We start from the raw sequence: 26,154 nt of genomic DNA, 5'->3' as shown, positions 1-26,154 counted from the left end.
CAAGACAATGCCTGCATCCGCCTTCAACCCGCTGATTTCCCGCCTCTCGCCGCCGCCCGTGCCTTCGGTCTTCGCCTGGGCACGCGCTTATGACGGCGCCCGCGGCCCGCTGATCGATCTCTCCCAGGCCGTGCCCGGCTATCCGCCGCATCCGGACATGCTGGCCTGGCTCGGCGAGAGCGCCGCGTCGCGCACTTACGCCGGTTATGGTCCGATCGAAGGCGAACCGGAGCTGCGCGCGGCCTATGCCGCGGAGATGGCGGAGGTCTACGGCGCGACCGTCGGCGCGGAGAACATCCACATCACCTCCGGCTGCAACCAGGCCTTCATGGCAGCGGCCATGGCGATCGCCGGTCCTGGCGATGCGGTGGCGCTGACCGATCCCTACTACTTCAACCAGGAGACGACGCTCGCCATGATGGGCATCGAGCGCCGCCTGCTGTGGCTCGATCCGGCGAACGGCTTCGTGCCGGACATCGAAACCGGCAGAAAAATCCTCTCAACCGGCGTCAAGGCACTCGGTCTGGTTTCTCCCAACAACCCGACCGGCGCCACCTATCCGGCAGGTCTTCTGCGCGAGATCTTCGAGGCCTGCCGAAAGGCCGGCGCCTGGCTGATGCTGGACGAGACCTATCGTGACTTCCTGCCGGAAGGGCAGCGCCCCCATGACCTGCTGTCCGTTCCCGGCTGGGAGGACAACCTGATCCTGCTCTACTCATTCTCGAAATCCTTCTGCATTCCGGGCCATCGGCTCGGTGCAGTGACGGCGGGCCCCGACGCTGTCGCCGAAATCGCCAAGGTGATGGACAACCTGCAGATCTGCGCGCCGCGCGCCCCGCAGGCCGCCGTTGCCCGCGCCATTCCGGCGCTGAAGGACTGGCGCAACGACAACCGCGCCGAAATCGCCAATCGGGCCGAGACGCTGCGCGCCGTGATGGCCAAGCTTCCGGACTGGAAGATGGATTCGATCGGCGCCTATTTCGCCTTCATCCGCCACCCCTTCCCCGGCACACCCTCGGCGGAGGTAGCAGAGAAGCTGGCAAAGGAGGCCGGCGTGGTGTGCATTCCCGGCGCCTATTTCGGCGAGGGCCAGGAGAACTACCTGCGCTTCGCCTTCGCCAATGCCGACAGCAAAACGATCGCAACGCTGGCCAACCGCCTCGCCGCTTTCACCCTCGGCTGACACGAAAGAACGGGCGGGGACATGGCGGGTGGGAACATGACGGCAAAGCGCATCGCGATCATCGGCGGCGGACCGGCGGGCCTGATGGCCGCTGAACAGCTGTCGCACGCCGGCCATGCGGTGACCGTCTACGAGGCCATGCCGACGGTGGCGCGCAAATTCCTGCTCGCCGGCAAGTCGGGGCTGAACATCACCCACGGCGAGCCCTATGAGCGTTTCGTCACCCGCTTCGGCACGGCGGCTGATTGGTTGCGTCCCATGCTCGACGGCTTCACCCCTCAGGACGTGCGCGACTGGGCCGATGGCCTTGGCACCGAGACCTTCACCGGCACCTCGGGTCGGGTGTTTCCCAAGGCGATGAAGGCCTCGCCGCTGCTGCGCGCCTGGCTGAAACGGCTGGAGGCGCAAGGTGTCGCGATCCTCACCCGGCATCGCTGGATCGGCTTCGACGGCAATGCCTGCCGGATCGACACGCCGCATGGCCAAGAGACCGTAGAAGCCGACGCCGTGCTGCTGGCGCTCGGCGGCGCGAGCTGGCCGCGGCTTGGCTCGGACGCGGTATGGGTTCCGTGGCTTCAGGCCCAGGGCGTCGGCGTCGCGCCATTCCGCCCCGCCAATTGCGGCTTCGACTGCGCCTTCAGCGAAACCTTTGCCGAGCGCTTCGCCGGCGAGCCGGTGAAATCCGTGACCGCGACGAGCGCTGCCGGCACCACGCAGGGCGAATTCGTCATCAGCCGCAACGGCATCGAGGGTAGCCTGATCTATGCCCATTCCAGCGCCCTGCGCGACGCCTTGCAGAAGGACGGCACCGCCAGCCTGGTACTCGACCTCGCACCCGGACGCACCGTCGACAAGCTCGCCCGCGATCTGGAACGGCAGGATGCAAAGGCGAGCTTTTCCAACCGCCTGCGCAAGGGTGCCGGCCTCGACGGGGTGAAGGCCGCCCTGCTGCGGGAACTGATTGCCGACGCCAACCGTCTCGATAACCGACGCCTTGCCGAAACGATCAAGGCGCTGCCGCTTCCCGTCGTTAAGCCGCGGCCGATCGCCGAGGCGATCTCATCGGCCGGCGGCATCACCTTCGACAGCGTCGACGAGAACCTGATGCTGAAGGCCCTGCCCGGCACCTTCGTCGCCGGCGAGATGCTCGACTGGGAAGCGCCGACCGGTGGCTACCTGCTGACCGCTTGTCTGGCAAGCGGAAGAAGTGCGGCACGCGGCATGGAAGCCTGGCTGGCGAAGAACCGCTAGCACCGGGATCCCGGTACCCATCGCGCAATCCATACGGGCTTTCCGGCGCCGGCCGAAAGCCTCTCGTCCGCGCGCTATGTTCGTCAAGGCTGACGCTTTGACGCTGCCACGGCGCTAACCTACGCTCACGCGTGCGAGGGCGGCGCAATCGGGCGCTGCCGGGAGGAGACGAAAGCCGATGAAATTTGCTCTCAACCACATGACCGCGCCGGCTATGCCGATCGCGGACGTTCTCGACCTTGCGCTCTCTCTCGGCATCCACGCCGTCGAGATTCGCAACGATCTGGCCGGCAACGCCATCCTCGACGGCACGATGCCCGGGGAGATCCGCAAACTGGCTGAGGATCGCGACATCGAGATCATCTCGATCAACGCCCTGCAGCGCTTCAACGAATGGACCGAGGCGCGTGCGCGGGAAGCCGATGAACTGATCGCCTATGCCCGCGACTGCGGCGCCAAGGCGTTGGTCCTGGTTCCGAAGAACGATGGCACGGGCTGCGAGGACGGCGCGCGCCAGCAGAACCTGCGCGAATCACTCTCGGCTCTGAAGCCGCGCCTCGAAGCGGCCGGCGTGATCGGCCTGGTCGAGCCGCTCGGCTTTACCATCTGCTCGCTACGCTCCAAGCAGGAGGCCGCCGACGCGATCGACGCAGTGGGCGGAGGCAACGTGTTCAAGCTGGTGCACGACACCTTCCACCATCACCTCGCGGGCGAACCAGCCATATTTCCCGCGATGACGGGACTGGTTCATCTTTCCGGCGTGACCGACCCGGCCGTTTCCGTGGCCGGCATGCGGGACAGCCACAGAGTTCTGGTCGATGGCGACGACCGTCTCGACACTATCGGACAGATCCGTGCACTTCTCGCCGCCGGCTATGACGGCTGCCTCTCATTCGAGCCCTTTGCCCCGAGCGTGCATGCGCTCGTCGATCCCGGCGCGGCGGTCAGGGAAAGCATCGACCACATCCGGGCGGCGGTCTAGCCGGCGCGCCAAGCCCTCCCGATCTCGGCCGCTCGCCGCGCGAAATGGAATGGAAATTCCATTTACTGCGGCCCGCCTCCTGGCGATTTCCCCTGTCTTTCCGAGGATATGGCCGAAAATTGGCTCAAGCCACCATCTCTCCGTTGACGGATCGACCAATAAATGGAATAAATTATCTGCATTTCAGGATCAGCGGTCTATTCATTCCGTTTTATCCGACGCGTCGGGAGCGCGGAACAAGTGCAGGTCGGCTCGAACGCCGATCTCCGGCAGGAGAAGGTGAGCCGGGCACCATTTGAGGAGGAGAAATCATGAGAAAGCTCATTCTGGGCGCCGCCATGTCCGTTCTGTTGAGCACGGCCGCCCATGCGGAAACCGTCGGCGTGTCGATGGCACTGTTCGACGACAACTTCCTGACCGTGCTTCGCAACGGCATGCAGGATTATGCCAAGACGCTGGACGGGGTGACGCTGCAGGTCGAAGACGCGCAGAACGACGTCGCCAAGCAGCAGAGCCAGATTCAGAACTTCATCGCCGCCGGCGTCGATGCGATCATCGTCAACCCGGTCGACACCGACGCGACCGTCGCCATGTCGAAGATCGCCGCCGATGCCGGCATCCCACTGGTCTATGTCAACCGCGAGCCGGTCAACGTCAACGAACTGCCGGACAAGCAGTCCTTCGTCGCCTCGGAAGAGATCGTCGCCGGCACGCTGGAAGCCAAGGAAGTCTGCCGTCTGCTCGGCGGCAAGGGCAAGGCCGTCGTGATGATGGGCGAACTGTCCAACCAGGGCGCCCGCATGCGCACCAAGGCCGTCCATGACGTCGTCGCCACAGACGAATGCAAGGGCATCGAGATCGTCGAGGAGCAGACCGCCAACTGGCAGCGCACGCAGGGCGCCGACCTGGTGACCAATTGGCTCTCGAGCGGCCTGGAGTTCAACGCCGTCATCGCCAATAATGACGAAATGGCGATCGGCGCCGTGCAGGCACTGAAGGCCGCCGGCAAGGACATGAAGGACTATGTCGTCGCCGGTGTCGACGCCACCCAGGACGCGCTTGCCGCCATGGAAGCGGGCGACCTCGACGTCACCGTGTTCCAGAACGCTGCCGGCCAGGGCAAGGGAGCCCTGGACGCGGCCCTGAAGATCGCCAAGGGCGAGGCTGTCGAGAAGAAGGTCTACATTCCCTTTGAACTCGTCACGCCGGAAAACCTCAAGGACTACCAGAGCAAGAACTGATCCCTTCGGGGATCACGGGAATGCGGGCCAAGGCCCGCATTCCCTCGCATGAGGCGAGAGGAGAACTGCCATGGTCAGCCCGACCACGATGGCCGCGGTCCGCAAGAGCGGCGCCGTTCCCACTTCGGAATACCTGCTGACGGCCGAGGGCGTGCGCAAGGAGTTCCCGGGTGTCGTCGCGCTCGATGACGTGACCTTCCGGCTGAAGCGCGGCAGCGTGCATGCGCTGATGGGCGAAAACGGCGCCGGCAAATCGACGCTGATGAAGATCCTCGCCGGCATCTACCATCCCGACAAGGGCACGGTGCGATTGAAGGGTGTCGACATCAGGCTGGAATCGCCGCTCGACGCGCTGGAAAATGGCATCGCCATGATCCACCAGGAACTGAACCTGATGGCGCCGATGACGGTGGCGGAAAACATCTGGATCCGCCGCGAGCCGCTCACCCGCCTCGGCTTCGTCGACCACAAGGAGATGAACCGCAAGACGGCGGAACTCTTCAACCGGCTCAACATTTCCATCCATCCGCAAACCAAGGTCGGCGAACTCTCGGTCGCCAACCGGCAGATGGTCGAGATCGCCAAGGCGGTCTCCTACGAATCCGACGTGCTGATCATGGACGAGCCGACCTCGGCGCTGACCGAGCGCGAGGTCGCCCACCTGTTCCAGATCATCCGCGGCCTGCGCGACCAGGGCATCGGCATCGTCTACATCACCCACAAGATGAACGAGCTTTTCGAGATCGCCGACGAGTTCTCGGTCTTCCGCGACGGCAAGTATATCGGCACCCACGCCTCCACCGACGTGACGCGCGACGACATCATTCGCATGATGGTCGGCCGCGAGATCACCCAGATGTTCCCCAAGGAGGACGTGCCCCTCGGCGACGTCGTGCTGTCGGTCAAGAACCTGACGCTCGACGGCGTGTTCAACGACGTCTCGTTCGACGTACGCGCCGGCGAAATCCTCGGGGTCGCCGGCCTCGTCGGCTCCGGCCGCTCCAATGTCGCCGAGACGATTTTTGGCGTGACCCCGGCCTCGTCCGGCACGATCGAGATCGACGGCAAGCCGGTCGACATCTTTAGCCCCACGGAAGCGATCCGCCATCGCATGGCTTTTCTGACCGAGGACCGCAAGGAGACCGGCTGCCTGCTGATCCTCAACGTGCTGGAAAACATGCAGCTCGCCGTCCTGCAGGACAAGTTCGTCCGCAATGGTTTCGTCCAGCAGGTCGGCCTTTCGGCCGAATGCGAGGAAATGTGCCGAAAGCTGCGGGTGAAGACGCCGAACATGAACGAGCGGATCGAGAACCTGTCGGGCGGCAACCAGCAGAAGGTGCTGATCGGCCGTTGGATGCTCACCAATCCACGCATCCTGATCCTCGACGAGCCGACCCGCGGCATCGATGTCGGAGCCAAGGCGGAAATCCACCGGCTGGTGACGGAGATGGCGAAGAACGGCGTCGCCGTGATCATGATCTCCTCCGAAATGCCCGAGGTGCTCGGCATGAGCGACCGGATCATGGTCATGCACGAGGGACGCGTCACAGGCTTCCTCGATCGCGCGGAAGCCACACAGATCAAGGTGATGGATCTCGCCGCGCGCTGAGCTGCCGGCGATCATGAACCTTGGAGGAGAACCTATGAAGAGCGAAACCATGGCCAAGAACGAGGTCGATCCGAGGACCGGAAAAACCCAGCACCGGAGCATCCCACCGGAGGCGAACATCTTTCTCGTCCTGGTCGGCATTGCGCTGATCTTCGAACTGCTCGGCTGGCTGTTCGTCGGCCAGAGCTTCCTGATGAACCCGCAGCGGCTGACGATCATGATCCTGCAGGTCTCGGTGATCGGCATCATCGCCGTCGGCGTGACCCAGGTCATCATCACCGGCGGCATCGACCTCTCCTCCGGTTCGGTCGTCGGCATGACGGCGATGTTCTCGGCGAGCTTCGCCCAGGCCTCGACCTGGCCGCGCGCGCTTTATCCGAACCTTACCGACATGCCGTTCTTCGTACCGATCGCGGTCGGCATCGCCGTCGGTCTGCTCGCCGGCTTCATCAACGGCCAGTTGATTGCCCGCACGAAGATCCCGCCCTTCATCGCCACGCTCGGCATGATGGTGACGGCGCGCGGCATTTCCAAGTGGTACACCAAGGGCCAGCCGGTCTCGGGCCTGAGCGAAGACTTCATCTTCATCGGCACTGGCATCGCCCCGGTCGTGGTCTTCCTCGTCGTCGCGATCATCTTCCACGTTGCGCTGCGCTATACCCGCTACGGCAAGTTCACCTATGCGATCGGCGCCAATGTCCAGGCGGCCCGCGTCTCGGGCATCAATGTCGAAGCCCATCTGATCAAGGTCTATGCCATCGCCGGCATGCTGGCGGGGCTGGCCGGCGTCGTGACCGCCGCCCGCGCCCAGACCGCGCAGGCCGGCATGGGCGTGATGTATGAGCTCGACGCGATTGCCGCGGCCGTCATCGGCGGGACTTCGCTCGCCGGCGGCGCCGGGCGCATTACCGGCACGGTAATCGGCACGATCATCCTCGGCGTGATGACATCCGGCTTCACCTTCCTTCGGGTCGACGCCTATTACCAGGAGATCATCAAGGGCATGATCATCGTCACCGCCGTCGTCGCCGACGTCTACCGGCAGAAGAAGCGCAAGGTATGAGAGATAACTCCCACAGCGAAAGCCACCTGGCGGCGCCCCGGCGCCGCCCTTTTCCTTCAGGAAAGCCCTTTGCCGCTTAAGGGTGGCGGAACTGCCGCCTTACCTCTCGAACTCGACCACGGTCTTGGCCACCGGCAGGCCGAATTTCGTCACCAGCGCGGTGTTGAGAACGGTACCATCGCTGCGCAGGACCATCTTGTCATAGAAGCGGACCTTGTTCGCCTGCCTGGCGGAATCGAGATAGACGAGATAGTTGAAGCGCGCGACATTGCCCTGGAACGTTACTTCGGTTTGGCCGATCACATCCTCGCGCGTTCCGGAATAGCTGGCCGGGCCGGTCTTGACGAAGCGCCAGGTCTTGGTGTCGCGGGTGCCGTCGTCGAAGACGAAGTCCTCCCTAAGCGTCAGCGTCTTGCCGTCCCATTTGCCTGTCAGATCAACGGTGAACTTGCGTTTGACGCCATTGATGGCGCTGAACGAGCCGACTGCCTTGCTCTTACCGGCAAAGAAGCCTTCGAGCGTGAAAGCCCCGGCAGCAGCGGCGCCGGAGGCGGGCATGAGGACAGGAAGAAGAAGGGCGAAGAACATGGACCCGGTCTTGGTCATCGGAGCGTCTCCTGTGTGAGGTTCTGGCCCATCTACGCATGGCCTCGGGAAATGGATCTGCCGCTGCCCCGCGTCACCATGGGATGATCTGGCCATCATAGGCGTAGAAGCCGCCGCTCCCCGTCGGATCGAGCCCGTCGAGCACGGCGAGCATGCGCCGCACGCTGTCGTCGGGCGTGAGCCGGTCGTGTCCAGCCGAGAAGCGATCGGAAAGCGCGGTGGCGACGGTTCCGGGATGTAGCGCCGCCACCAACGCCTGCGGTCGCGTGCGGGCGATCTCGATTGCTGAGGTCCGCACGATCTGGTTCAGCGCAGCCTTGGAGGCGCGGTAGGAGATCCAGCCACCGAGCCGATTGTCGCCGATCGATCCGACCCGCGCCGACAGGAATGCCATTAGGCTGCGGCGGTCGCGGTGCAGCAGGCCGGTGAAATGCTTCAGCACCAGGGCCGGGCCGATGGCATTGAGCGCGAACTGCGCCGCCATCGCATCCGCTTCGATGGCGCGGATCGATTTCTCCGGGCCGACGCCGTCGATGGTGAGCGCGCCGGTGGCGCAAATGATCGCGTCGAACCTGAACCCCTCGCCTTCGAGCCGCTGGGCGGCGGCGGTAACGGAGGCCTCGTTAGTCACGTCCAACCCATCGTCGCGGCGCGAGAGGCCGGTCGCCCGCGCGCAGGCCGGATCGTCTTCGAAAGCGCTGAGAAACGCAGAGCCGATGCCGCCCGATGCGCCGAGCACCAGCGCGTGATAGCCGAACCCGAGCGACGGCAGAATTTTGCTTTCCATGATCGACCCTCCGCGACAAGGCGAGGCATGGAACAGCCGCCGCGACGCCTCTGCCATGGACTACGGGCGGAAGGCGACGGCGGATCAATCGGACCGGAAGAGGGGCAACACTATTCCTCGACCGACACCCAGCGCTGTTCGGCAAAGGACTGTGCCATGGCATGAACGCTGCGCTCGATCCTGAGGCCGTCGTCGAAGCCGATCACATGCGCCTTGTCGCCGCCGATCGCGGCGATCAGTTCGCGGCATTCGATGACCTTCAGGTCGTTGAAGCCTAGGCCGTGACCGGGCGCCGGGATGAAGCGGTCATAGGGCTTGTGATGCGGGGCGGCGAGAATGGTACGGAAGCCCTGTTCCTCTGGGCGACCAGAAGCCTGGTAGAGCTGGAACTCGTTCATGCGTTCCTGGTCGAACAGGATCGAGCCGGCCGAGCCGAAAATCTGCACGGCGATGCGGCCCTTGCGACCCCAGGCCGAACGATTGGCCATCAGCGCGGCGGAAATGCCGCCCTCGAGGCGCAGAAGCACGCTGGCAATGTCGTGGTTCTCGACCGGCCGCTCGCCGCCACCGGTGAGCGGCCGCGTCTCGTAGGGCTTCACCATGTCCGTCACCACCGCCTCGACATGGCCGAACAGCGTGAACAGCAGCGACAGCGGGTGCACGGCGAAATCGTCGAGCGCGCCGTAGCCGGACGAGGCTTCGCTCTTCCAGTAGAAGGGCTGGGCCGGGTCGGCCATGAAGTCCTCATCCATTTCGACGCGGACGTGGTTGACGGCACCGATCGCGCCCTCGCCGATCAGCCGCCGGATATGGCGGATCATCGGATTCTGGATATAGTTGTAGCCCATGACCGCCACCCTGCCCGACCGGGCGGCGGCGTCACGCATGCGGATCGCATCGGCCAGTGCAGGCGCCATCGGCTTTTCGCACCAGACATGCTTGCCGGCTTCGAGCGCTGCGATCGCCATCTCGGCGTGGAAGGCATTGGGCGTGGTCACCGAAATCACGTCGATCGATGGATCGGACAGGAGGTCGCGCCAGTTGCCGGTCGAATTGGCAAAGCCGAGCTCAGTCGCTTTCTTCGCCGCCAGCTCGGCATTGACCTCGGCGAGCGTTATGAGGCGCGGACGTTCAACATCGCCGAAGATGCTCGCCACGTTGTTCCACGCCAGTGCGTGGCACTTTCCCATATAGCCCGTGCCGATGAGCCCGATACCGAGTCCCGCCATGTCTTCCTCCCAGAAGTCGAATTTTGAAACGTCGTTGAGCGCTTACGGATTGTCGCGCTGGTAGATCCAGTCGTGATCCGGATGGTTCTGGAAGCGCCACTTGCGCAAGGGTCCGGCCATGACGTTGAGGTAGTACATCTCATAGCCATAGGGCACGCCGCAGGGGTGATGCCCCCTGGGCACCAGCACAACGTCGCCGTCTGAAACGGCCATGGTCTCGTCAAGCGATCCATCCTCGGTGAAGACGCGCTGGAAGCCGAAACCCTGCGCGGGGTTGAGGCGGTGATAGTAGGTCTCCTCAAGATAGGTCATCTCGGGAAACCTGTCCTCGTCATGGCGGTGCGGCGGATAGGACGACCAGTTGCCCGACGGCGTGAACACTTCCGTGACCAGCAGCGCGTCGGCCACGTCACGATCTTCCATCGCGATCGGATAGATATAGCGGGTATTGGCGCCCTTGCCGCGCTCAACCAGCGAGATACCGGCCGGGCCGATCACCTGCGCCTCGCGGCCGGGCATGGCGGGCGCCGTGCAGACGGCAAGCGTGCAGTCGGTGGTGGCCGTCGCCGACCAGTCGGAACCGGCCGGCACATAGACGCAGTGCGGCGGCGTGCGCTCGAAGACGCTCATGCGGTCGCCCAGTTCGCCGAAGTCCTTTCCCTCGCCCGAGATCTGCGCCTTGCCCTCGACCAGAACGAGAATGACCTCTGTCTCGCCGGTCGGCTCGGAAGCCGTCTCGCCGGCTTTCAGCCGATAGAGGCCGAAACCGACATAGCCCCAGCCGGCATCGGCGGGCGTGATGTCATGCACCTTGCCGGAGGAACCCTTCGGCTTGCGCAGCAGATTGTTCATCCCTCGTCTCCCTTGTCGTCCCTGGCCGTCTCGTCAGCCTGGGGCTTTTCACCCGGCGCCGGCTGCGGTGCCAGGAACAACTCGTAACCCGCATAGGCCGCTGCCCCGATGAAGACGATGGCCCAGCCCGCCTCACCGTTCGAGAACTCGACGAGGCCCCAGGCCACCGGCGCGACGACGGTCAGAATGCGGCGCCAGAGCGGCTTGAAGAACGGATGCTGCGGGTCGAGAAATTTCACGCTGTCTCCTTGTCCAGCCCGGCCTCCCTGGCCATGGCCTTCAGCGATTTCAAACCAAGGCTCTGATATTCGAAGGGATTGCGGACATCCGGGTCCTGCTCCGCCTCGATGACCAACCAGCCTTGGTAACCATGCTCGGCGGCGATCCGCAAGACCGGCAGGAAGTCGACCCCGCCTTCCGCGTCGCCCGGCACGGTGAACACGCCGCGGCGAACGCCTTCGAGGAAGGAGAGGTTCTCGTCCCGGACCTGCCGGGCGATCACCGGCCGGATGTTCTTGGCATGGATGTGGCCGACGCGGTGCATGTGGTTCTTCGCCACCCGCTCCGGATTGCCGCCGCCGAACAGGCAATGGCCGGTGTCGAGCAGGAGTTTTGCATGCGGGCCTGTATGGGCCATCAGCTTGTCGATCTCCTCTTCGCTCTCGACGATCGTGCCCATGTGATGATGATAGACGAGCGCGATGCCTTGGGCGGCGGCATATTCGGCCAGCGCCTCGACGCCGGCGCCGAATCTGGCCCAGTCGGCTTCGGAGAGCTTCGGACGGTCGTTGACCGCCACCGCGTCATTGCCGTGGATGGCATTCGACGTCTCGCAGACGATGATCACCTTCGAGCCCATGGCCTTCAGCAGGTCGAGCGCCGGCTGCATCGCCGCCTTTTCTTCTTCGATCGTGTGGGTGAGCAGGTTCAGCGAATGCCAGCCCGAGACGTAGCGCAGGCCGCGCGGCTCGAGCACGGCCTTGAGGCCGGCCGGATCCTGCGGAAACTTGTGCCCCTTCTCGATGCCGTCGAAGCCGATCATCGCGGTTTCGTCGAGGCACCGCTCAAGGCTGATATGGGCGCCAAGCGAGCGATCGTCGTCGTTCGACCAGGCAATCGGATTGGTACCATAGGAGATCATGCTTAGCCTCTTTCCTTGAGGGCCGCCTCGTAGCGGAGACGGGCTTGATTGACTTCGGCGCGGGGCGAGACTTCCGGAACGGCGACGTCCCAGAAATGCCCGCCGGCTTCCGGCGTCGGATAGGGATCGGTATCGATGACGATGACCGTGGTGACGGTCGCGTCGCGTGCGGCGGCGAGCGCCTCTTCCAGCTCGGCGATCGAGGAGACCTTGCGGGCGCTCGCCCCCATGGAGGCGGCATGCGCGGCAAAGTCGATCGCCATCGGATGGACATTGGTATGGGCGTAGAGATTGTTGAACTCGGCGCCGCCGGTGCCCATCTGCAGCCGGTTGATGCAGCCGTAGCCGCGATTGTCGGTGATCACGACCGTGATCTTCAGACCCATGGCGACCGAGGTCGCGAGCTCCGAATTCATCATCATGTAGGAGCCGTCGCCGACCATGACGATGACGTCGCGGTCCGGTTCGGCCATCTTGATGCCGAGGCCGCCGGCAATCTCGTAGCCCATGCAGGAGAAGCCGTATTCCATGTGGTAGGAGAGCGGCAGCTTGGCCTTCCACAGCTGGTGCAGCTCGCCCGGCATGGTGCCGGCCGCGCACATGACGACCGTGTTGTCGCGCGACTGGCGCTGTACGGCGCCGATCACCTGCATGTCGGTCGGGAGTGCATTGCCATCCTTCGGCGGTGCGGTGACGGCATCGGCCTTGGCGAACCAGCTGGCCTTGATGGCGGAATCCGGTGGGGTGAAGCGATGGTCCCCGAGCGCGGCCGACAGTCTTTCAAGGCCGATCTTCGCGTCCGAGATCAGGGGGATCGCGTCGTGCTTGGTGCTGTCATAGGCCTGGACGTTGAGCGCCAGGATGCGCCGCTCCGGGTTCTTGAACAGGCCCCAGGAGCCGGTGGTGAAATCCTGGAAGCGCGTGCCGACGCCGAACACCAGGTCGGCCTTTTCGGCGATGATGTTGGCGCATTCGGCGCCGGTCACGCCGACCGGGCCGAAATTGTAATCGTGGTCCCAGGCGAGCGCCGACTTGCCGGCCTGCGTTTCGACGACCGGGATGCCGTGTTTCTCGACGAAGGCTTTGAGCGTGTCCGTGGCGCCGGAAAAATGCACGCCGCCGCCCGCGACAATGATCGGGTTCTTCGCCGCCTTCAGCGCCGCGACCGCCGTCTCGAACTCGTGCGCATCGGGCTCCGGCCGGCGCTGGCGCCAGATCCTCGGCTCGAAGAAGCTCTCGGGATAATCGTAAGCCTCGGCCTGCACGTCCTGGCAGAAGGACAGCGTCACCGGCCCGCAATCCGCCGGATCCGTCATGGTGCGCAGGGCGCGCGGCAGGGCCGTCAGAAGCTGTTCGGGCCGCATGATGCGGTCGAAATAGCGGGAAACCGGCTTGAAGCAGTCGTTGACCGTCATCGTGCCGTCGCCAAAATCCTCCAGCTGCTGCAGCACCGGATCAGGCCCGCGATTGGCGAAGACGTCGCCCGGAATGAAGAGCACCGGCAGGCGGTTGACATGGGCAAGCGCCGCCGCCGTCACCATATTGGCCGCACCCGGGCCGATCGACGAGGTCACGGCCATGGCGCGTCGCCGGCGTAGCTGCTTGGAATAGGCGATCGCGGCGTGGGCCATCGACTGCTCGTTCTGGCCGCGGAGCGTCTGCAGCCGATCCCGCACGCCGTAGAGCGCCTCGCCGATGCCCGCCACATTGCCGTGGCCGAAGATCGCCCAGACACCGGCGATATAGGGAACGCCGTCCTCGTTCAGCTGGTTGGCGAGGTAGCGCATCATCGCCTGCGCCGCCGTCAGTCTCACCGTCTTCATGCCTTTTCTCCCTGGGCACCCAGTCCTTGCCGCGCCTTGTCCCAAACGGAACAGAGGCTGCGGTAGCGCTGCGCCATCTCCTCCACGGCCTGGCCGTCGCTGATCGCACCGGACAGCCACTTGCGTGCCGCCTCGCCAAAAATCGTCCGCCCGACGGCAAAACCCTTCACCAGCGCAAAGCGGGCGGCAAGGGCAAAGCTTTCCTCCAGCTCGGCCTGCGGCGCATCGAGACCGAGCACGACGATCCCGCGGGTAAAGGGATCATGACGCTCGACGGCGGCGCAGGCATTGGCCCAGGAGGCTTCGGTGCGCATCGGCTCCAGCTTCCACCAGTCGGGATAGACGCCGATCTCGTAGAAGCGGTCGATGATCCTGGAAACCGTGTCGTCATCGGTCAGGCCGACCTTGGACGGAATGACCTCGAGCAGCATTTCCAGGCGGTTGCGGCGGGCGGCGGCAAAGAGCCGAAGCACGGTCGCCTCCTGCTCGGCCCGCATCTCGGCCGTATCGTCGGGGTGATAGAAGCACAGGACCTTGACCACGTTTTCGACCGGCCATTCCACCAGACCGCCGAAGTCGGGCCCCAGTTCGGGCTCGAGCGTCAACGGGCGCGAGCCCGGCCATTCGACCGGGCGGCCGATCCACAGGCCCGAGCCACTCGCCGCATAAAGCGCGTCACGGCCGAGCCGGCTGTCGCAGAGGATGCCGTAACCGGGGACGCCACCGGCAACATCAAGCGCCGCCTTCAGGCAGAGCGTCTTGAAAGCGCCGATCCGCTCGCGCGGGACGCCCGCCTCGTCGGCCATGGCCTCCAGCTGCATGCGGTGGTCGAAGGCGAAGACGCGCATCCTGGACCAGTCGCCCTTGCGATTGGTCGACCAGTGCACTTGCTCCAGCGCCTCGTCCTTGCGTAGCGCCTTGTTGCGGATGCCAGTCTTGAAGAAATACTGCAGCTCTTCCCAGCTCGGATAGGCCGGCGTGCAGCCGTGGCGCGAGACGGCGAAGGCGCCGCAGGCATTGGCGAATTTGAGGTTGGTCGGCCAGTCTTCGCCGGTCAACCACCCTTTCAGAAGGCCGGACATGAAGCCGTCGCCGGCGCCGAGCACGTTGAAAACCTCGATCGGGAAGCCCTGACCTGCCTGTCCATCGTCGAGACTGTCGGGTATCACGCCTTCGAACACCACGGCGCCCATGGCGCCACGCTTGCACACCAGTGCCGCCTTCGACACGCGGCGCACGGCCTTCAGCGCCTCGACCGTATCCGTCGTGCCGCCGGCGATGTGGAATTCCTCCTCCGTGCCGACGATCAGGTCGAACAGATGCAGCGTCGCCTGCAGTTTGGTCGTGACGGCCCTGGATTCGACGTAGCGGCTTTCGCCCGCGCCATGGCCGGCGAGCCCCCAGAGATTGGGGCGGTAGTCGATGTCGAGCGCGGTCCTCGCGCCACCGTCGCGGGCGATCTTCAGCGCCTTCAGCACCGCCGCTTCGGTGCGGGGGTGGGACAGATGGGTGCCGGTCGCCAGCACGCAGCGCGCCGCGCCGATGAAGTCGGGATCGACATCGTCTTCGCAGAGCGCCATGTCGGCGCAGTTCTCGCGGTAGAAGATCAGCGGAAACTGGTGCTCGTCGCGGATGCCGAGCAGCACAAGCGCGGTCAGCCGCTCGGGATCGGTCTTGACGCCGCGCACATCGACGCCCTCGCGTAACAGCTGCTCGCGGATGAAGCGGCCCATGTGCTCGTCGCCGACCCGGGTCAGGACGGCGGACTTCAGCCCGAGCCTGGCCGTGCCGGCGGCGATATTGGTGGGCGAACCGCCGATATACTTGTTGAAGGAGGCCATGTCCTCGAGCCGACCGCCGACCTGTACGCCATAAAGGTCGACCGACGAGCGTCCGATCGTGATCAGATCGAGTTGTGCCAAGCAAACCTCCCTTTGGGCGGCGGGTCGCTGGCCTCGCCGTCCATTCCGTCAGGCGGCCGCGGAACCACGGCCTCCTCTCCTCTTGGAATGGACTTTAAATTCCATTTTTGGAATTTTCAATACAAATATTCAAGACTCCTGTCGCGCCGTTCCCACCGCGACCGAGAGCGTGATCGCAAGGCACAGTGTCGCGGAGAGCGAGCGGAAGGCACCGAAATCGACCTCGGAGACCGAGAGCGCAATCGCATCGAACCGGCGCAAGGGGCTGACGATCGTATCGGTGATGGCGACGATCGGAATCCCTTTCTTCGCCACCTCCTCGACCAGTTCCATGGTCTCGGCGGAATAGGGCGAGAAGGTGATCGCCAGCAGCGCGTCACCCGGCCTGATCGCGTGGTGATTTTCCAGCTTGCCGACGGCGCTGTGCAGCATGGCCGGAACATTCATCTTTTCCAGCGCATAGGCCATGTAGCTGGCGACCGGGAAGGAGCGGCGCAGGCCGATGATGTGGATCATCCCGGCGCTCGCAAGCACATCGACCGCCCGTTCCAGCATGTCCGGCTCGACCGACTTCAGCAGGCCCTCGAGCGAGGTGCGACCAGCCTCGACGAATTCGGCGAGCAAGGCGGTCGGGCTGCCCTCGCCCATGTCACGAATGTGCTGCAGGCGTGTGGAATAATCCGGCCAACCGCCGACGAAGGAATCGCGAAACAGCTTCTGCATTTCGGAAAAGCCGGAAAAGCCGAGGATCTGACAGAAGCGCATGAAGGCCGACGGCTGGACGCCGGCGCCTTCCGCCATTTCCGCCACGGTCGAGACCGCGATCCGGTCCTTGTTGGCGGCGACATAGTCGGCACATTGGCGCAGCCGCTTCGGCAGGCTTTCCGACACTTCCAGCAATCGTTCCTCGAACGCCTTGATGCTGGCTGGTCCGCCGGTTTCCGTCATGACTGTCCTTTCCGCAATGCCGCTTGACACAAGCGATATCGCAATCTAGCAAAATAGAATTAATATTCCAAATGGAGTTTTGGTTCCATTCGGCGATCTACGCCTCAGTGCCGCCGCCAGGATGGCAAGGCGAAACGAGGAGCCGGCACAAACGGTGTTTAGGGCGCTTGAGGCCTGATCGGCAAGGCGACCAAGGGAGGAGAAGACGATGGTAACGAAACTGGCCCTTCTGGGCGCCGGACGGATCGGCAAGGTACATGCGCGCGCGATCGCCGAGGACAAGCGGGCGAAACTGGTCGCTGTCGCCGACGCCTTTCCCGAGGCGGCCAAGGCCATTGCAGAAGCCTCCGGAGCGGCGGTGAAGACCATCGACGAGATCGAGGTCGACAAGGACATCGACGCCGTCATCATCTGCACCCCGACCAATACCCATGCTGACCTGATCGAACGCTTCGCCAAGGCCGGCAAAGCGATCTTCTGCGAAAAGCCGATCGACCTCGACGTCGCCCGCGCCCGGACCTGCCTGGAAACGGTGCGCAAGGTCGGCGGCAAGGTCATGCTCGGCTTCAACCGCCGCTTCGACCCGCATTTCCAGGCCGTGCGCCGGGAAATCGACAAGGGCTCCATCGGCAAGGTCGAGATGGTGACGATCACCAGCCGCGATCCCGGTGCTCCGCCGGCCGACTATATCAAGGTTTCGGGCGGCATTTTTCGCGACATGACCATTCACGACTTCGACATGGCCCGCTTCCTGCTCGGCGAGGAAATCGAAACCGTGATGGCCTCCGCCTCGGTCCTGGTCGACCCGAAGATCGGCGAACTCGGCGACTACGACTCGGCGAGCCTGATCCTGACCACCAAGAGCGGCCGCCAGGCCTTGATCTCCAATTCGCGCCGAGCCTCCTACGGCTACGACCAGCGCATCGAGGTGCACGGTTCGCTCGGCGCCGTCTCGGCGGAAAACCAGAGGCCGGTGTCGATAGAGGTCGCCACCAAGGACGGCTACACCCGCCCGCCGCTGCACGACTTCTTCATGACCCGCTACACGGCCGCCTATGCCGCCGAGATCTCGGCCTTCATCGACAGTCTGGAAAAGGGCACGCCCCTTTCTCCCTCGGCCGAGGATGGCCTGATCGCGCTGGCGCTGGCCGACGCTGCGTTGAAGTCGGTGGAGCAGAAGGCGGCGGTTACGGTCGTCTACTGAGGCTTGACGCCAGTCTTCGAGGCTCCCCCCATCCGGCGCTGCGCGCCACCTTCTCCCCGCCGGGGAGAAGGGCTTCGGCCGCCTAAACGGCAAGTTCGCGCCGTTCGCGCTCCGTCACCAGGGCGAGGTCGAGAATTTTTTGCAGGTTGGCCGCATGGCGGAAGCTCGGTTCCTGCATGTATCCGCCGCGAATTGCGGCGATGAACTTCTGGTAGTTGGTCTCGACCGGGTCGACCTCGATCTCCTTCCAAACCGCCGTTTCCACATCTTCCTTGAGGCAGGCCCTCAGTCGCGAACCGTCGATCCGGTGGATCACCTCCAGCGCGCCCTTGTCGCCGTGAACGCGAAGGCGAAGCTCGTTCAGATGGCCGGTCGCCCAGCGGCTTGCGTGGATGACGCCCATGGCGCCGTTGGTGAATTCGGCAGTCATGGTGAAGCTGTCATTGGCATCGAGATCATATTCGCCGATCCGGTTGCCCGGCGCCTTGTCGAAGGTCTTCAGCCGGGCGAAGACATGGTCGATCTCGGTCGCTGCGCCGAAGCCGGCGAAATCGAGGATATGGATGCCCACATCACCCAGCACGCCGTTGGACCCGTGCTTGGTGGAAAGCCGCCACAGCCACTGGCTCTCGCTCGCCCAGTCGCCCCAGGCCTTGGACACCAGCCAGCTCTGCAGATAGGACGCCTCGATGTGGCGCACCCGGCCGATCTCCCCATCGATCACCATCTGCCGCGCCTTCTGCACCTGCGCGACATTGCGGTAGGTCAGGTTGACCATGTTGACGAGACCCGAGGCTTCGGCCGCCGTCGCCATTTCGTCCGCCTTGGCATAGGTCTCGGCAAGCGGCTTCTCGCACATCACGTGCTTGCCGGCGGCGAGCATGGGAAGCGTCGTCGGATGATGAATGCGGTCCGGGGTGACATTGGTCACGGCATCGAATTCGCCCCAGCCGATGGCCTCGTCGAGCGAGGTGAAGGTTTGGGCGATATCGTGGCGCGCGGCGAAGGCGCGCACCCTGGCGAGATCGACATCGACCGCCGCGACCAGCTGCACATCGGGAAGCGTGGCAAAATTCATCGCATGGGTATTGGCCATGCCGCCCGTGCCCAGCACGAGGAGACGGATCGGCATCATCACTTGTAGCCCTCTTCGCCGGCCTGGTGCAGCTTCGGCCCGCGCTCGGCGATCGGCTCGAGCGCACGCTCGACCGGCACGTTCGGCGCATCATGCACGCCGGCATAGGCGGGACGCGGATTGTGGGCCCATTTGACCGCATTGCGGATCACGCGCTGCACGGTAGCGTCGTGATAGGTGGGGTAGGTTTCGTGGCCTGGTCGGAAATAGAAGATATTGCCCGCGCCGCGGCGCCAGGTCATGCCCGACCGAAACACCTCGCCGCCGGCAAACCACGAGATGAAGACGGTCTCCAGCGGTTCCGGCACGGAAAAGAACTCGCCATACATTTCCTCGTTTTCCAGGACAAAATTTTCCGGGATGCCCTCGGCGATCGGATGCCCCGGATTGACCGTCCAGATCCGCTCGCGCTCGCCGGCCTCGCGCCATTTTAGCGCGCAGGGCGTACCCATCAGCCGCTTGAACGGCTTGGCGAAATGGCCCGAATGCAGGACGATCAGCCCCATGCCCTCGAAGACACGCCGTGCCACGCGCTCCACCACGTCGTCGCAGACCGCCCCGTGGTCCTTGTGACCCCACCATACCAGCACGTCGGTTGAAGCCAGCCGCTCGACGCTCAGCCCGTGTTCCGGCTCCTGCAATGTCGCGGTCGTTGCCCCGATGCCATCGTCGGCATTCAGCGCCGCCGCAATGGTCGAGTGCATTCCCTTCGGGTAAATGCCGCGAACGATCTCATTGGTATGCTCGTGGATATTCTCGCCCCAGACAACGGCCCTGATCGTCACAGTCAATCTCCTTGCGCTCTCTTCATCCTTGGGCAAGAAATGGGCACGAGCGCGGCGCGGTTCCGGCAAACGGCGAAAAAGACGGATCAAGCCATCCGCGGCGCAAGACAGAAGGGCTTCAAACACCGCATGCGCACTTCCCCTCCGCCGGCAAGCGGCCCGATCATCGTGATCGGCCACATCAACCACGACCGAATCTGGCGACTGAACGCACCCTTGCGTTCCGGCGCACGGATATCCTGGTCGGACCGGCGCGTGCGGCTGGGGGGCGGCGGATATTACACGGCGCGGCGGCTAATGGACCTCGGCCATTCGGTCTGCCTTGTTTCGACGCTCAAGGACGATCGCTACGGCGTTTGGGCGCGCGACGTTCTGGCCCGCCAGGCTTATGACCTGACCCATGTCGGCACGGTGGAGGGAGAGACGGAATGTGCCGACATCCTGCTCGAGCCGAACGGAGAGCGGACCATTCTGTCGGACGAAAAGCGCGCCAGCCGGGGCTTCTCGCTTTCGGCGCCGGTGAAAGGCAGGGCCTTCTACGTCAACGGCGCCCGGCTGTGCGACGCAATCCTCCAGTCGCTGGAACAGGCCTCGCTGGTCGTATCCCAATTCCCGCTCGGCACCCCCACGCCACGGCCCGCCGACATCATCGTCGGTTCAAAAGCCGATTTTCCCGGAGAGAGCCTCGAGCAGATCTGGCAGAAGACCACAAAGATTTCGGGCCCGCGGCTGAGACAACTCGCCCTGACCGACGGCCCACGTGCGATCACCCTGTTCGACGGCATCGAGCGCCGCGACGTGCATGCCGTCCATCCGGTATCAAGCCGGGACACGATTGGCGCCGGCGACAGTTTCAGCGCCGCCCTGCTGCATGCCCTGGTTGGCGGAGAAAGCCTCTCGGAGGCCGCCGAATGGGCGGGCGAGGCGACGGCAGATTGGCTCAGGCAACGCGACGCCTGCACCGGAACGGACTGGGCAGACGAGCCGTCGTCGCTATCAGCCGCCGTCACGGCGTGAGCGGCACACGGACTCACAAACAGTTGAAATAAAGGCAAAATTTCCAAGGAACTTTTTCCCTTTCCGCGTGTTCGTGTCGGCGCAATGGAGAAGGTAATGCCCCCTGGAAATTCCACCTGGACCGATCCGGTCGAACTCACCCTGCAATCAGGACTGGAGCGGACGTTCCGCGAGCCCTACGACGCGCTCTATTTCCTCGAGGAGGAATGGCCGACCCGCAGCGGTGTCGCCTATGAACGGGCCAAGCGCTGGTGCCGGCTGGCGATCGAAACCGACGAGGCGGCGGACGTCGCCCGCAAGGCGTTCATTGCCGCTGCCCGCCAGGCGGGCATGCTGGCCGGCGACGGCGAAGGGCGGGGCAACTCCGCCGGTGGTCGGATGGCCGTCGCCTGAAAACGCGGCCCCGTCGGGGTCCGAGATTCTTTTCATCGTGGTCCTCCGCTGACCCGGCGGTCGCGGTTTCTCCTGTCCTCGCCCGGCACACGGCTGGCCTTCGCCGGGCGGGGGCACCGGACTGGCGCTTGCACGACGCGGCAAACACAAAAAACCGCATTGTGCCCGCGCCGGCGAGATGCCAGTATTTGTTGCAGTGCGCCATCGGCCAATATGCCGGAACGGTAAGAGCGCCAGGAACAGGGGAATTTCATGACCGATGCTTTGCCGGCCGTCAGGCCCAACCTCCTCCGCAGTCTTGCCCTCGGCCTGGCCGCTACCGTGGCCGTCATCCTCTCCGGCCCGGCGCTGGCCGCGGAGAAGGACCTGACGCTCGGCATGACCATCGAGCCGACCGGGCTCGACCCGACGATCGCCGCGCCCGTGGCCATCGGCCAGGTGACCTGGCAGAACGTCTTCGAGGGCCTGGTGACGATCGACCGCGACGGCAAGATCAAGCCGCAACTGGCCAAGAGCTGGGAGATTTCGGCGGACGGCCTGACCTATACCTTCAAGCTCGAGGAGGGCGTGAAGTTCCATGACGGCGAGGCCTTCGACTCGGCCGTGGCCAAGGCATCGCTGGAGCGCGCCCGCGGCGCCGACAGCGTCAACCCGCAGAAGCGCTTCTTCGCCGCCATCGACACGATCGAGACGCCGGATGCCGCAACGCTGGTGCTGAAGCTGAAGGAGCCGGCCGGCAGCCTGCTCTACTGGCTCGGCTGGCCATCCTCGGTGATCGTCGGCACCAAGAGCGCGGCCGAGGCCAAGACCACGCCGATCGGCACCGGCCCGTTCAAGTTCGTCAACTGGGCCAAGGGCGACAAGGTCGAGCTTGCCGCCAATCCCGACTACTGGAACGAGGACGTCAAGGTGAAGCTGGACAAGGTCACCTTCCGCTTCATCGCCGATCCGCAGGCCCAGGCCGCTGCACTGAAATCCGGTGATGTCGACGCCTTCCCCGAATTCGGCGCGCCGGAGCTCGTGGAGAGCTTCAAGGACGACGCGAGACTAGCGACCGTGATCGGCAATACCGAGCTCAAGGTCGTGGCCGGCATGAACAACGAGCGCAAACCCTTCGATGACAAGCGCGTGCGCCAGGCGCTGATGATGGCGCTCGACCGTTCGGTGATCGTCGACGGCGCCTGGTCCGGCTACGGCACGCCGATCGGCAGCCATTATACGCCCAACGACCGTGGCTATGTCGACCTCACCGGCACCTACGCTTACGATCCGGAAAAGGCGAAGGCGCTTCTCGCGGAGGCCGGCTATCCGGACGGCTTCACCTTCACCATCAAGACGCCGCAGATGGCCTATGCGCCGCGCTCGGCCCAGGTAATGCAGGCGCTGTTTGCCGAGATCGGCGTGACGATGAACATCGAACCGACCGAGTTCCCGGCCAAATGGGTGCAGGACGTATTCAAGGGCCGCGACTTCGACATGACCATCGTCGCCCATGCCGAGCCGATGGACATCGACATCTATGCCCGCGACCCCTATTATTTCGGCTACAAGAACCCGGGCTTCAACGACATCCTGAAGAAGATCGAGGCGACGTCCGACACGGCCGAGCAGGACAGGCTCTATGGCGAGGCGCAGAAGATCCTCGCCGAGGACGTGCCGGCGCTGTTCCTGTTCGTCATGCCCAAGCTCGGCATCTGGGACAAGAAGCTCAAGGGCCTGTGGGAAAACGAACCCATCCCGTCCAATGTGTTGACCGAGGTTTATTGGGAGGAGTGAGGGCGGAAAGAACCAAGCGCGGTTTGTCTGGCCTTCACGGAACGCTCATGCGCATGACACCCCCCTCTGCCCTGCCGGGCATCTCCCCCTCAAGGGGGGAGATCGAAGGCGGCTCAGCTTTGCCCGGCCGCAGCGTCCCATGGCGCAGTGCCGCTGGCTTGGGCAGGCGGGTCATTTCATACGCACGCTTCGGTCCTCATTTTGCAATGCCTTGCGTCGCTCAGGAGTTCGCACGATGGCGGCTGCGGGTGATCTCCCCCCTTGAGGGGGAGATGCTCGGCAGGGCAGAGGGGGGTATCCCGACCGCCGCCGCCAGACAGGCAAGTACGAGCCTGGTCGCGCCGGGGAATGGCCTCCCATGCTGACCCTCATTGCCCGGCGGCTCGGAAGTCTCGTCCTGACGCTCGCGGCAGTCTCCGCCCTGATCTTCGTCGTCATGGACGTGCTGCCCGGCGATCCCGCGGCGATCATGCTCGGCACGTCGGCAAGCCCGGACACGCTGGCCGCCCTTCGCCACGAACTCGGCCTCGATCAGCCCTTGCCGGTGCGCTATTTCCTGTGGCTCGGCGGCCTGGCGACCGGCGATCTCGGCACGTCCTATACCTATGGTGTGCCGGTGGCGGGTCTGATCGCCGAACGGCTTGCCGTCACCCTGCCGCTTGCCGTGATGGCGATCCTGATCTCGGTGGCGATCGCCATCCCGCTCGGTGTCGCCTCGGCGGCGAAACGCAATTCGAGCTTCGACTATCTCGCCGGCGTGCTCTCCCAGTTGTTCATCGCCGTGCCCGGCTTCTGGGTGGCGCTCCTGCTGATCCTTGCCTTTTCGATCGCACTCGGCTGGATGCCGGCCGGCGGATTTCCCGGCTGGGAGGCCGGCCTCATCGCCGGGCTCAAGGCCCTGCTCTTACCGGCTGTGGCCCTTGCCCTGCCGCAGGCCGGCGTGCTGACGCGGGTGACGCGGTCCTCGGTGCTCGAAGTGCTGCACGAGGATTTCGTCCGCACCGCCCGTGCCAAGGGCCTACCGCGCCGTGCCGCACTCTGGCGCCATGCGGTGCCCAATGCGCTGGTGCCGGTCATCACCATTCTCGGCCTGCAATTCACCTTCCTGATCGCCGGCGCCATCCTGATCGAGAACGTCTTCAACCTGCCCGGCCTCGGCCGCCTCGCCTATCAGGCACTCACCCAGCGCGACGTGATCGTCATGCAGGACGTCGTGCTATTCTTCGCCGGCCTCGTCATCGTCATGAACTTCCTGGTCGACCTCTCCTATCTCGTGCTCGACCCCAGGCTGAGAGGACGCGGCCGATGAGCGCCCCCGTCGAGAACACCAAGGCCAGACCTGCGGCCTACAGCCCGTGGCTCTTGCTGCGCCGGCCCAATCTGGCGATCGGCGGCGCGATCATCCTGGCGCTCGTGGCGATCGCCCTGGTCTCGCTCGTCTGGACACCGCTGCCGCCGGCCAAGATGCAGATCATCCACAAGCTGAAGCCGCCGCTCGCCTTCGGCCTTCTCGGTACCGACCAGTTCGGCCGGGACATCGCCTCCATGCTGATGGTGGGTGCATGGAATTCGCTGTCGACCGCCGCCGCTGCCGTGGCGCTCGGCGGCTCGCTCGGCACGGCGCTTGGCGTGCTCGCCGCCGCTCGCAGGGGGCTGACCGAAGCCTTCGTCATGCGGGCCAACGACGTGATCTTCGCCGTGCCGCCGATCCTCTCGGCCATGATGCTCGGCGCGTTGATGGGTTCGGGCCGGTTCACCGCGATCATCGCCATCGCCGTCTTCATGGTGCCGGTCTTCGCCCGCGTGACGGCCAGCGCCGCGCAGCAGATCTGGTCACGCGACTATGTGCTCGCCGCCCGCGGCGCCGGCAAGGGGCCGTTCCTGATCACGGTCGAACACGTGCTGCCGAACATCTCCAACCAGATCATCGTCCAGGCGACGATCCAGCTCGGTCTGGCGATCCTGACAGAAGCGGGCCTGAGCTTCCTCGGTCTCGGCATGCCGCCACCGGCCCCGACTTGGGGCCGCATGCTGGCCGACGCCCAGACCTATCTCGCCCTCGCTCCCTGGCTCGCCATCCTGCCGGGTCTCGCCATCGCGCTCACCGTCTTCGGTTTCAACATGCTGGGCGACGGCTTGCGCGACCTGCTCGATCCGCGTGAGAAGGGGAGGATGTGACCGTGACCGACACTCCTCTCCTTTCCGTTCGCGATCTCTCAGTCTCCATCCGCCACGGCGACGGAAGCCACCTGCCAATCCTGACCGATATCGCCTTCGACCTCGAAGTCGGGGATACGCTCGGCGTGGTCGGCGAAAGCGGCTCGGGCAAGTCGCTCCTGGCACTTTCGATCATGGGGCTTCTTCCCGGCGTCGCGGAAGCCAGCGGCACGATCGCGCTTGCCGGCGAAAACTTGCTTGCCGCATCGGAAGAACGGCTGTGCGAGATCCGCGGCGACCGCATCGGCATGATCTTCCAGGAGCCGATGACAGCGCTCAATCCGGCCATGACCATCGGCGACCAGATCGCCGAAGGGCTGGTGTGGCACCGCGGCCTGTCCTGGCACGATGCGCGGGCGCAAGCCGTGGACTTGCTCGACCAGGTGCGGATCCCCGATGCGAAACGCCGGGCGAAGACCTATCCGCACGAAATGTCCGGCGGCCAGCGCCAGCGCGTCGGCATCGCCATTGCGCTGGCGCTGAAGCCCGCCCTGATGATCGCCGACGAACCGACGACCGCGCTCGACGTCACGGTGCAGGCCGAAGTGCTCGACATTCTCGGCGAACTGGCCCGCGAATACGGTATGGCGCTGATGCTGGTCAGCCACGACCTCGGCGTGATCGCCCGCATGTGCCGGCGTACCATCGTCATGTATGCCGGGCGCCGGATGGAGGAAGGCGCGACCCGCGACGTCCTGACGGCACCGCGCAATCCTTATACGCGCGGACTGATCGCCGCCGTGCCGAAACGCATCGGCGACGGCGGCCGGCTTTCAACCATTCGCGGCACGGTGCCGGGCTTCAACCGGCTACCCGCCGGCTGCGTCTTCTCCGACCGCTGTCCGGAGGTCATCGCCGCCTGCCATGCCGGCGAACCCGGCTGGACGAGCTTTGCCGACGGACGCGGCGTGCGCTGCATCCGGGCGGAAGAGGAGGTGAAGTGATGGGTTGGCCGGATTTGCGGACTGCGCGGCTACCCCCCTCTGCCCT

The 26,154-nt window shown here is 64.8% G+C and carries 24 protein-coding genes; 13 read left to right on the top strand and 11 right to left on the bottom strand.

What is annotated here, in order from left to right:
- The first annotated feature begins 7 nt into the window (after positions 1 to 7).
- From DYZ14_RS04565 to DYZ14_RS04540, 6 genes are all read left to right on the top strand, one after another.
- A complete protein-coding gene (locus DYZ14_RS04565; RefSeq protein WP_154719593.1) occupies positions 8 to 1,183 on the top strand; it encodes an aminotransferase in 1,176 nt (391 codons plus the stop codon).
- A gap of 36 nt (positions 1,184 to 1,219) precedes the next feature.
- The gene (locus DYZ14_RS04560) at positions 1,220 to 2,434 is read left to right on the top strand and encodes a TIGR03862 family flavoprotein (protein WP_154719592.1); all 1,215 of its coding nucleotides are present in this window, start codon (positions 1,220 to 1,222) and stop codon (positions 2,432 to 2,434) included.
- Positions 2,435 to 2,612: 178 nt separating this feature from the next.
- On the top strand, positions 2,613 to 3,416 hold the full coding sequence (locus tag DYZ14_RS04555) for a TIM barrel protein (RefSeq protein WP_154719591.1): 804 nt from the start codon (positions 2,613 to 2,615) through the stop codon (positions 3,414 to 3,416).
- A gap of 311 nt (positions 3,417 to 3,727) precedes the next feature.
- Complete coding sequence (locus DYZ14_RS04550) at positions 3,728 to 4,657, top strand: sugar ABC transporter substrate-binding protein (protein WP_154719590.1); 930 nt, start codon at positions 3,728 to 3,730, stop codon at positions 4,655 to 4,657.
- 70 nt (positions 4,658 to 4,727) lie between these two features.
- A complete protein-coding gene (locus DYZ14_RS04545) occupies positions 4,728 to 6,266 on the top strand; it encodes a sugar ABC transporter ATP-binding protein (protein ID WP_154719589.1) in 1,539 nt (512 codons plus the stop codon).
- A gap of 49 nt (positions 6,267 to 6,315) precedes the next feature.
- Positions 6,316 to 7,329 (top strand): ABC transporter permease, encoded by a 1,014-nt coding sequence (locus DYZ14_RS04540; protein WP_154719791.1) that lies wholly within the window; start codon positions 6,316 to 6,318, stop codon positions 7,327 to 7,329.
- 99 nt (positions 7,330 to 7,428) lie between these two features.
- Here DYZ14_RS04540 and DYZ14_RS04535 read toward each other — a convergent pair whose 3' ends face one another.
- The 9 genes from DYZ14_RS04535 to DYZ14_RS04495 form a co-directional block, all read right to left on the bottom strand.
- Positions 7,429 to 7,935, bottom strand: coding sequence for a DUF3833 family protein (locus DYZ14_RS04535; RefSeq protein ID WP_154719588.1), 507 nt, complete (start codon positions 7,933 to 7,935; stop codon positions 7,429 to 7,431).
- Positions 7,936 to 8,008: 73 nt separating this feature from the next.
- Positions 8,009 to 8,722, bottom strand: coding sequence for an SDR family NAD(P)-dependent oxidoreductase (locus tag DYZ14_RS04530; protein ID WP_154719587.1), 714 nt, complete (start codon positions 8,720 to 8,722; stop codon positions 8,009 to 8,011).
- A gap of 110 nt (positions 8,723 to 8,832) precedes the next feature.
- On the bottom strand, positions 8,833 to 9,951 hold the full coding sequence (locus DYZ14_RS04525) for a Gfo/Idh/MocA family protein (RefSeq protein ID WP_154719586.1): 1,119 nt from the start codon (positions 9,949 to 9,951) through the stop codon (positions 8,833 to 8,835).
- Between the two features lie 42 nt (positions 9,952 to 9,993).
- Positions 9,994 to 10,803 (bottom strand): 5-deoxy-glucuronate isomerase, encoded by an 810-nt coding sequence (iolB, locus tag DYZ14_RS04520; RefSeq protein ID WP_154719585.1) that lies wholly within the window; start codon positions 10,801 to 10,803, stop codon positions 9,994 to 9,996.
- Positions 10,800 to 11,042, bottom strand: a complete 243-nt coding sequence (locus DYZ14_RS04515) for a hypothetical protein (protein WP_154719584.1) — start codon at positions 11,040 to 11,042, stop codon at positions 10,800 to 10,802. The genes iolB and DYZ14_RS04515 overlap by 4 nt, the downstream gene beginning before the upstream one ends.
- Positions 11,039 to 11,944, bottom strand: coding sequence for a myo-inosose-2 dehydratase (iolE, locus tag DYZ14_RS04510; RefSeq protein WP_154719583.1), 906 nt, complete (start codon positions 11,942 to 11,944; stop codon positions 11,039 to 11,041). Before iolE ends, DYZ14_RS04515 begins: the two co-directional genes overlap by 4 nt.
- A 2-nt stretch (positions 11,945 to 11,946) precedes the next feature.
- Complete coding sequence (gene iolD / locus DYZ14_RS04505; RefSeq protein WP_154719582.1) at positions 11,947 to 13,767, bottom strand: 3D-(3,5/4)-trihydroxycyclohexane-1,2-dione acylhydrolase (decyclizing); 1,821 nt, start codon at positions 13,765 to 13,767, stop codon at positions 11,947 to 11,949.
- Positions 13,764 to 15,689 (bottom strand): bifunctional 5-dehydro-2-deoxygluconokinase/5-dehydro-2-deoxyphosphogluconate aldolase, encoded by a 1,926-nt coding sequence (locus DYZ14_RS04500; RefSeq protein WP_154719581.1) that lies wholly within the window; start codon positions 15,687 to 15,689, stop codon positions 13,764 to 13,766. The genes iolD and DYZ14_RS04500 overlap by 4 nt, the downstream gene beginning before the upstream one ends.
- 129 nt (positions 15,690 to 15,818) lie before the next feature.
- On the bottom strand, positions 15,819 to 16,637 hold the full coding sequence (locus DYZ14_RS04495) for a MurR/RpiR family transcriptional regulator (RefSeq protein ID WP_154719580.1): 819 nt from the start codon (positions 16,635 to 16,637) through the stop codon (positions 15,819 to 15,821).
- 208 nt (positions 16,638 to 16,845) lie between these two features.
- Here DYZ14_RS04495 and iolG point away from each other — a divergent pair, with 208 nt between their 5' ends.
- Positions 16,846 to 17,841 (top strand): inositol 2-dehydrogenase, encoded by a 996-nt coding sequence (gene iolG, locus DYZ14_RS04490; protein WP_154719579.1) that lies wholly within the window; start codon positions 16,846 to 16,848, stop codon positions 17,839 to 17,841.
- Between the two features lie 82 nt (positions 17,842 to 17,923).
- Here iolG and DYZ14_RS04485 read toward each other — a convergent pair whose 3' ends face one another.
- On the bottom strand, positions 17,924 to 18,976 hold the full coding sequence (locus DYZ14_RS04485) for a Gfo/Idh/MocA family protein (RefSeq protein ID WP_195949843.1): 1,053 nt from the start codon (positions 18,974 to 18,976) through the stop codon (positions 17,924 to 17,926).
- On the bottom strand, positions 18,976 to 19,761 hold the full coding sequence (locus DYZ14_RS04480) for a ThuA domain-containing protein (protein ID WP_195949821.1): 786 nt from the start codon (positions 19,759 to 19,761) through the stop codon (positions 18,976 to 18,978). The genes DYZ14_RS04485 and DYZ14_RS04480 overlap by 1 nt, the downstream gene beginning before the upstream one ends.
- A 129-nt stretch (positions 19,762 to 19,890) precedes the next feature.
- Between DYZ14_RS04480 and DYZ14_RS04475 the strand changes: the two genes are divergently transcribed.
- The 6 genes from DYZ14_RS04475 to DYZ14_RS04450 all read left to right on the top strand — a co-directional run bounded on the left by DYZ14_RS04475 (position 19,891) and on the right by DYZ14_RS04450 (position 26,108).
- Complete coding sequence (locus tag DYZ14_RS04475; RefSeq protein WP_154719577.1) at positions 19,891 to 20,778, top strand: PfkB family carbohydrate kinase; 888 nt, start codon at positions 19,891 to 19,893, stop codon at positions 20,776 to 20,778.
- Between the two features lie 96 nt (positions 20,779 to 20,874).
- Positions 20,875 to 21,171 carry a DUF982 domain-containing protein gene (locus DYZ14_RS04470; protein WP_154719576.1) on the top strand — a complete coding sequence of 99 codons (297 nt, stop codon included), beginning with the start codon at positions 20,875 to 20,877 and terminating at the stop codon, positions 21,169 to 21,171.
- Between the two features lie 252 nt (positions 21,172 to 21,423).
- Positions 21,424 to 22,947, top strand: a complete 1,524-nt coding sequence (locus DYZ14_RS04465; protein WP_154719575.1) for an ABC transporter substrate-binding protein — start codon at positions 21,424 to 21,426, stop codon at positions 22,945 to 22,947.
- Between the two features lie 358 nt (positions 22,948 to 23,305).
- Complete coding sequence (locus DYZ14_RS04460; RefSeq protein ID WP_154719574.1) at positions 23,306 to 24,256, top strand: ABC transporter permease; 951 nt, start codon at positions 23,306 to 23,308, stop codon at positions 24,254 to 24,256.
- On the top strand, positions 24,253 to 25,125 hold the full coding sequence (locus DYZ14_RS04455) for an ABC transporter permease (RefSeq protein WP_154719573.1): 873 nt from the start codon (positions 24,253 to 24,255) through the stop codon (positions 25,123 to 25,125). The genes DYZ14_RS04460 and DYZ14_RS04455 overlap by 4 nt, the downstream gene beginning before the upstream one ends.
- Before the next feature lie 2 nt (positions 25,126 to 25,127).
- Positions 25,128 to 26,108, top strand: a complete 981-nt coding sequence (locus DYZ14_RS04450) for an ABC transporter ATP-binding protein (RefSeq protein WP_154719572.1) — start codon at positions 25,128 to 25,130, stop codon at positions 26,106 to 26,108.
- Positions 26,109 to 26,154: the final 46 nt, after the last annotated feature.

The sequence above is a fragment of the Ciceribacter sp. T2.26MG-112.2 genome, from assembly GCF_900492205.1.
Classification (GTDB): Bacteria; Pseudomonadota; Alphaproteobacteria; order Rhizobiales; family Rhizobiaceae; genus Allorhizobium; species Allorhizobium naphthalenivorans_A.
The sequence above is the reverse complement of the archived record's forward strand: the minus strand, read 5'-3'. Positions and strand labels throughout refer to the sequence as shown.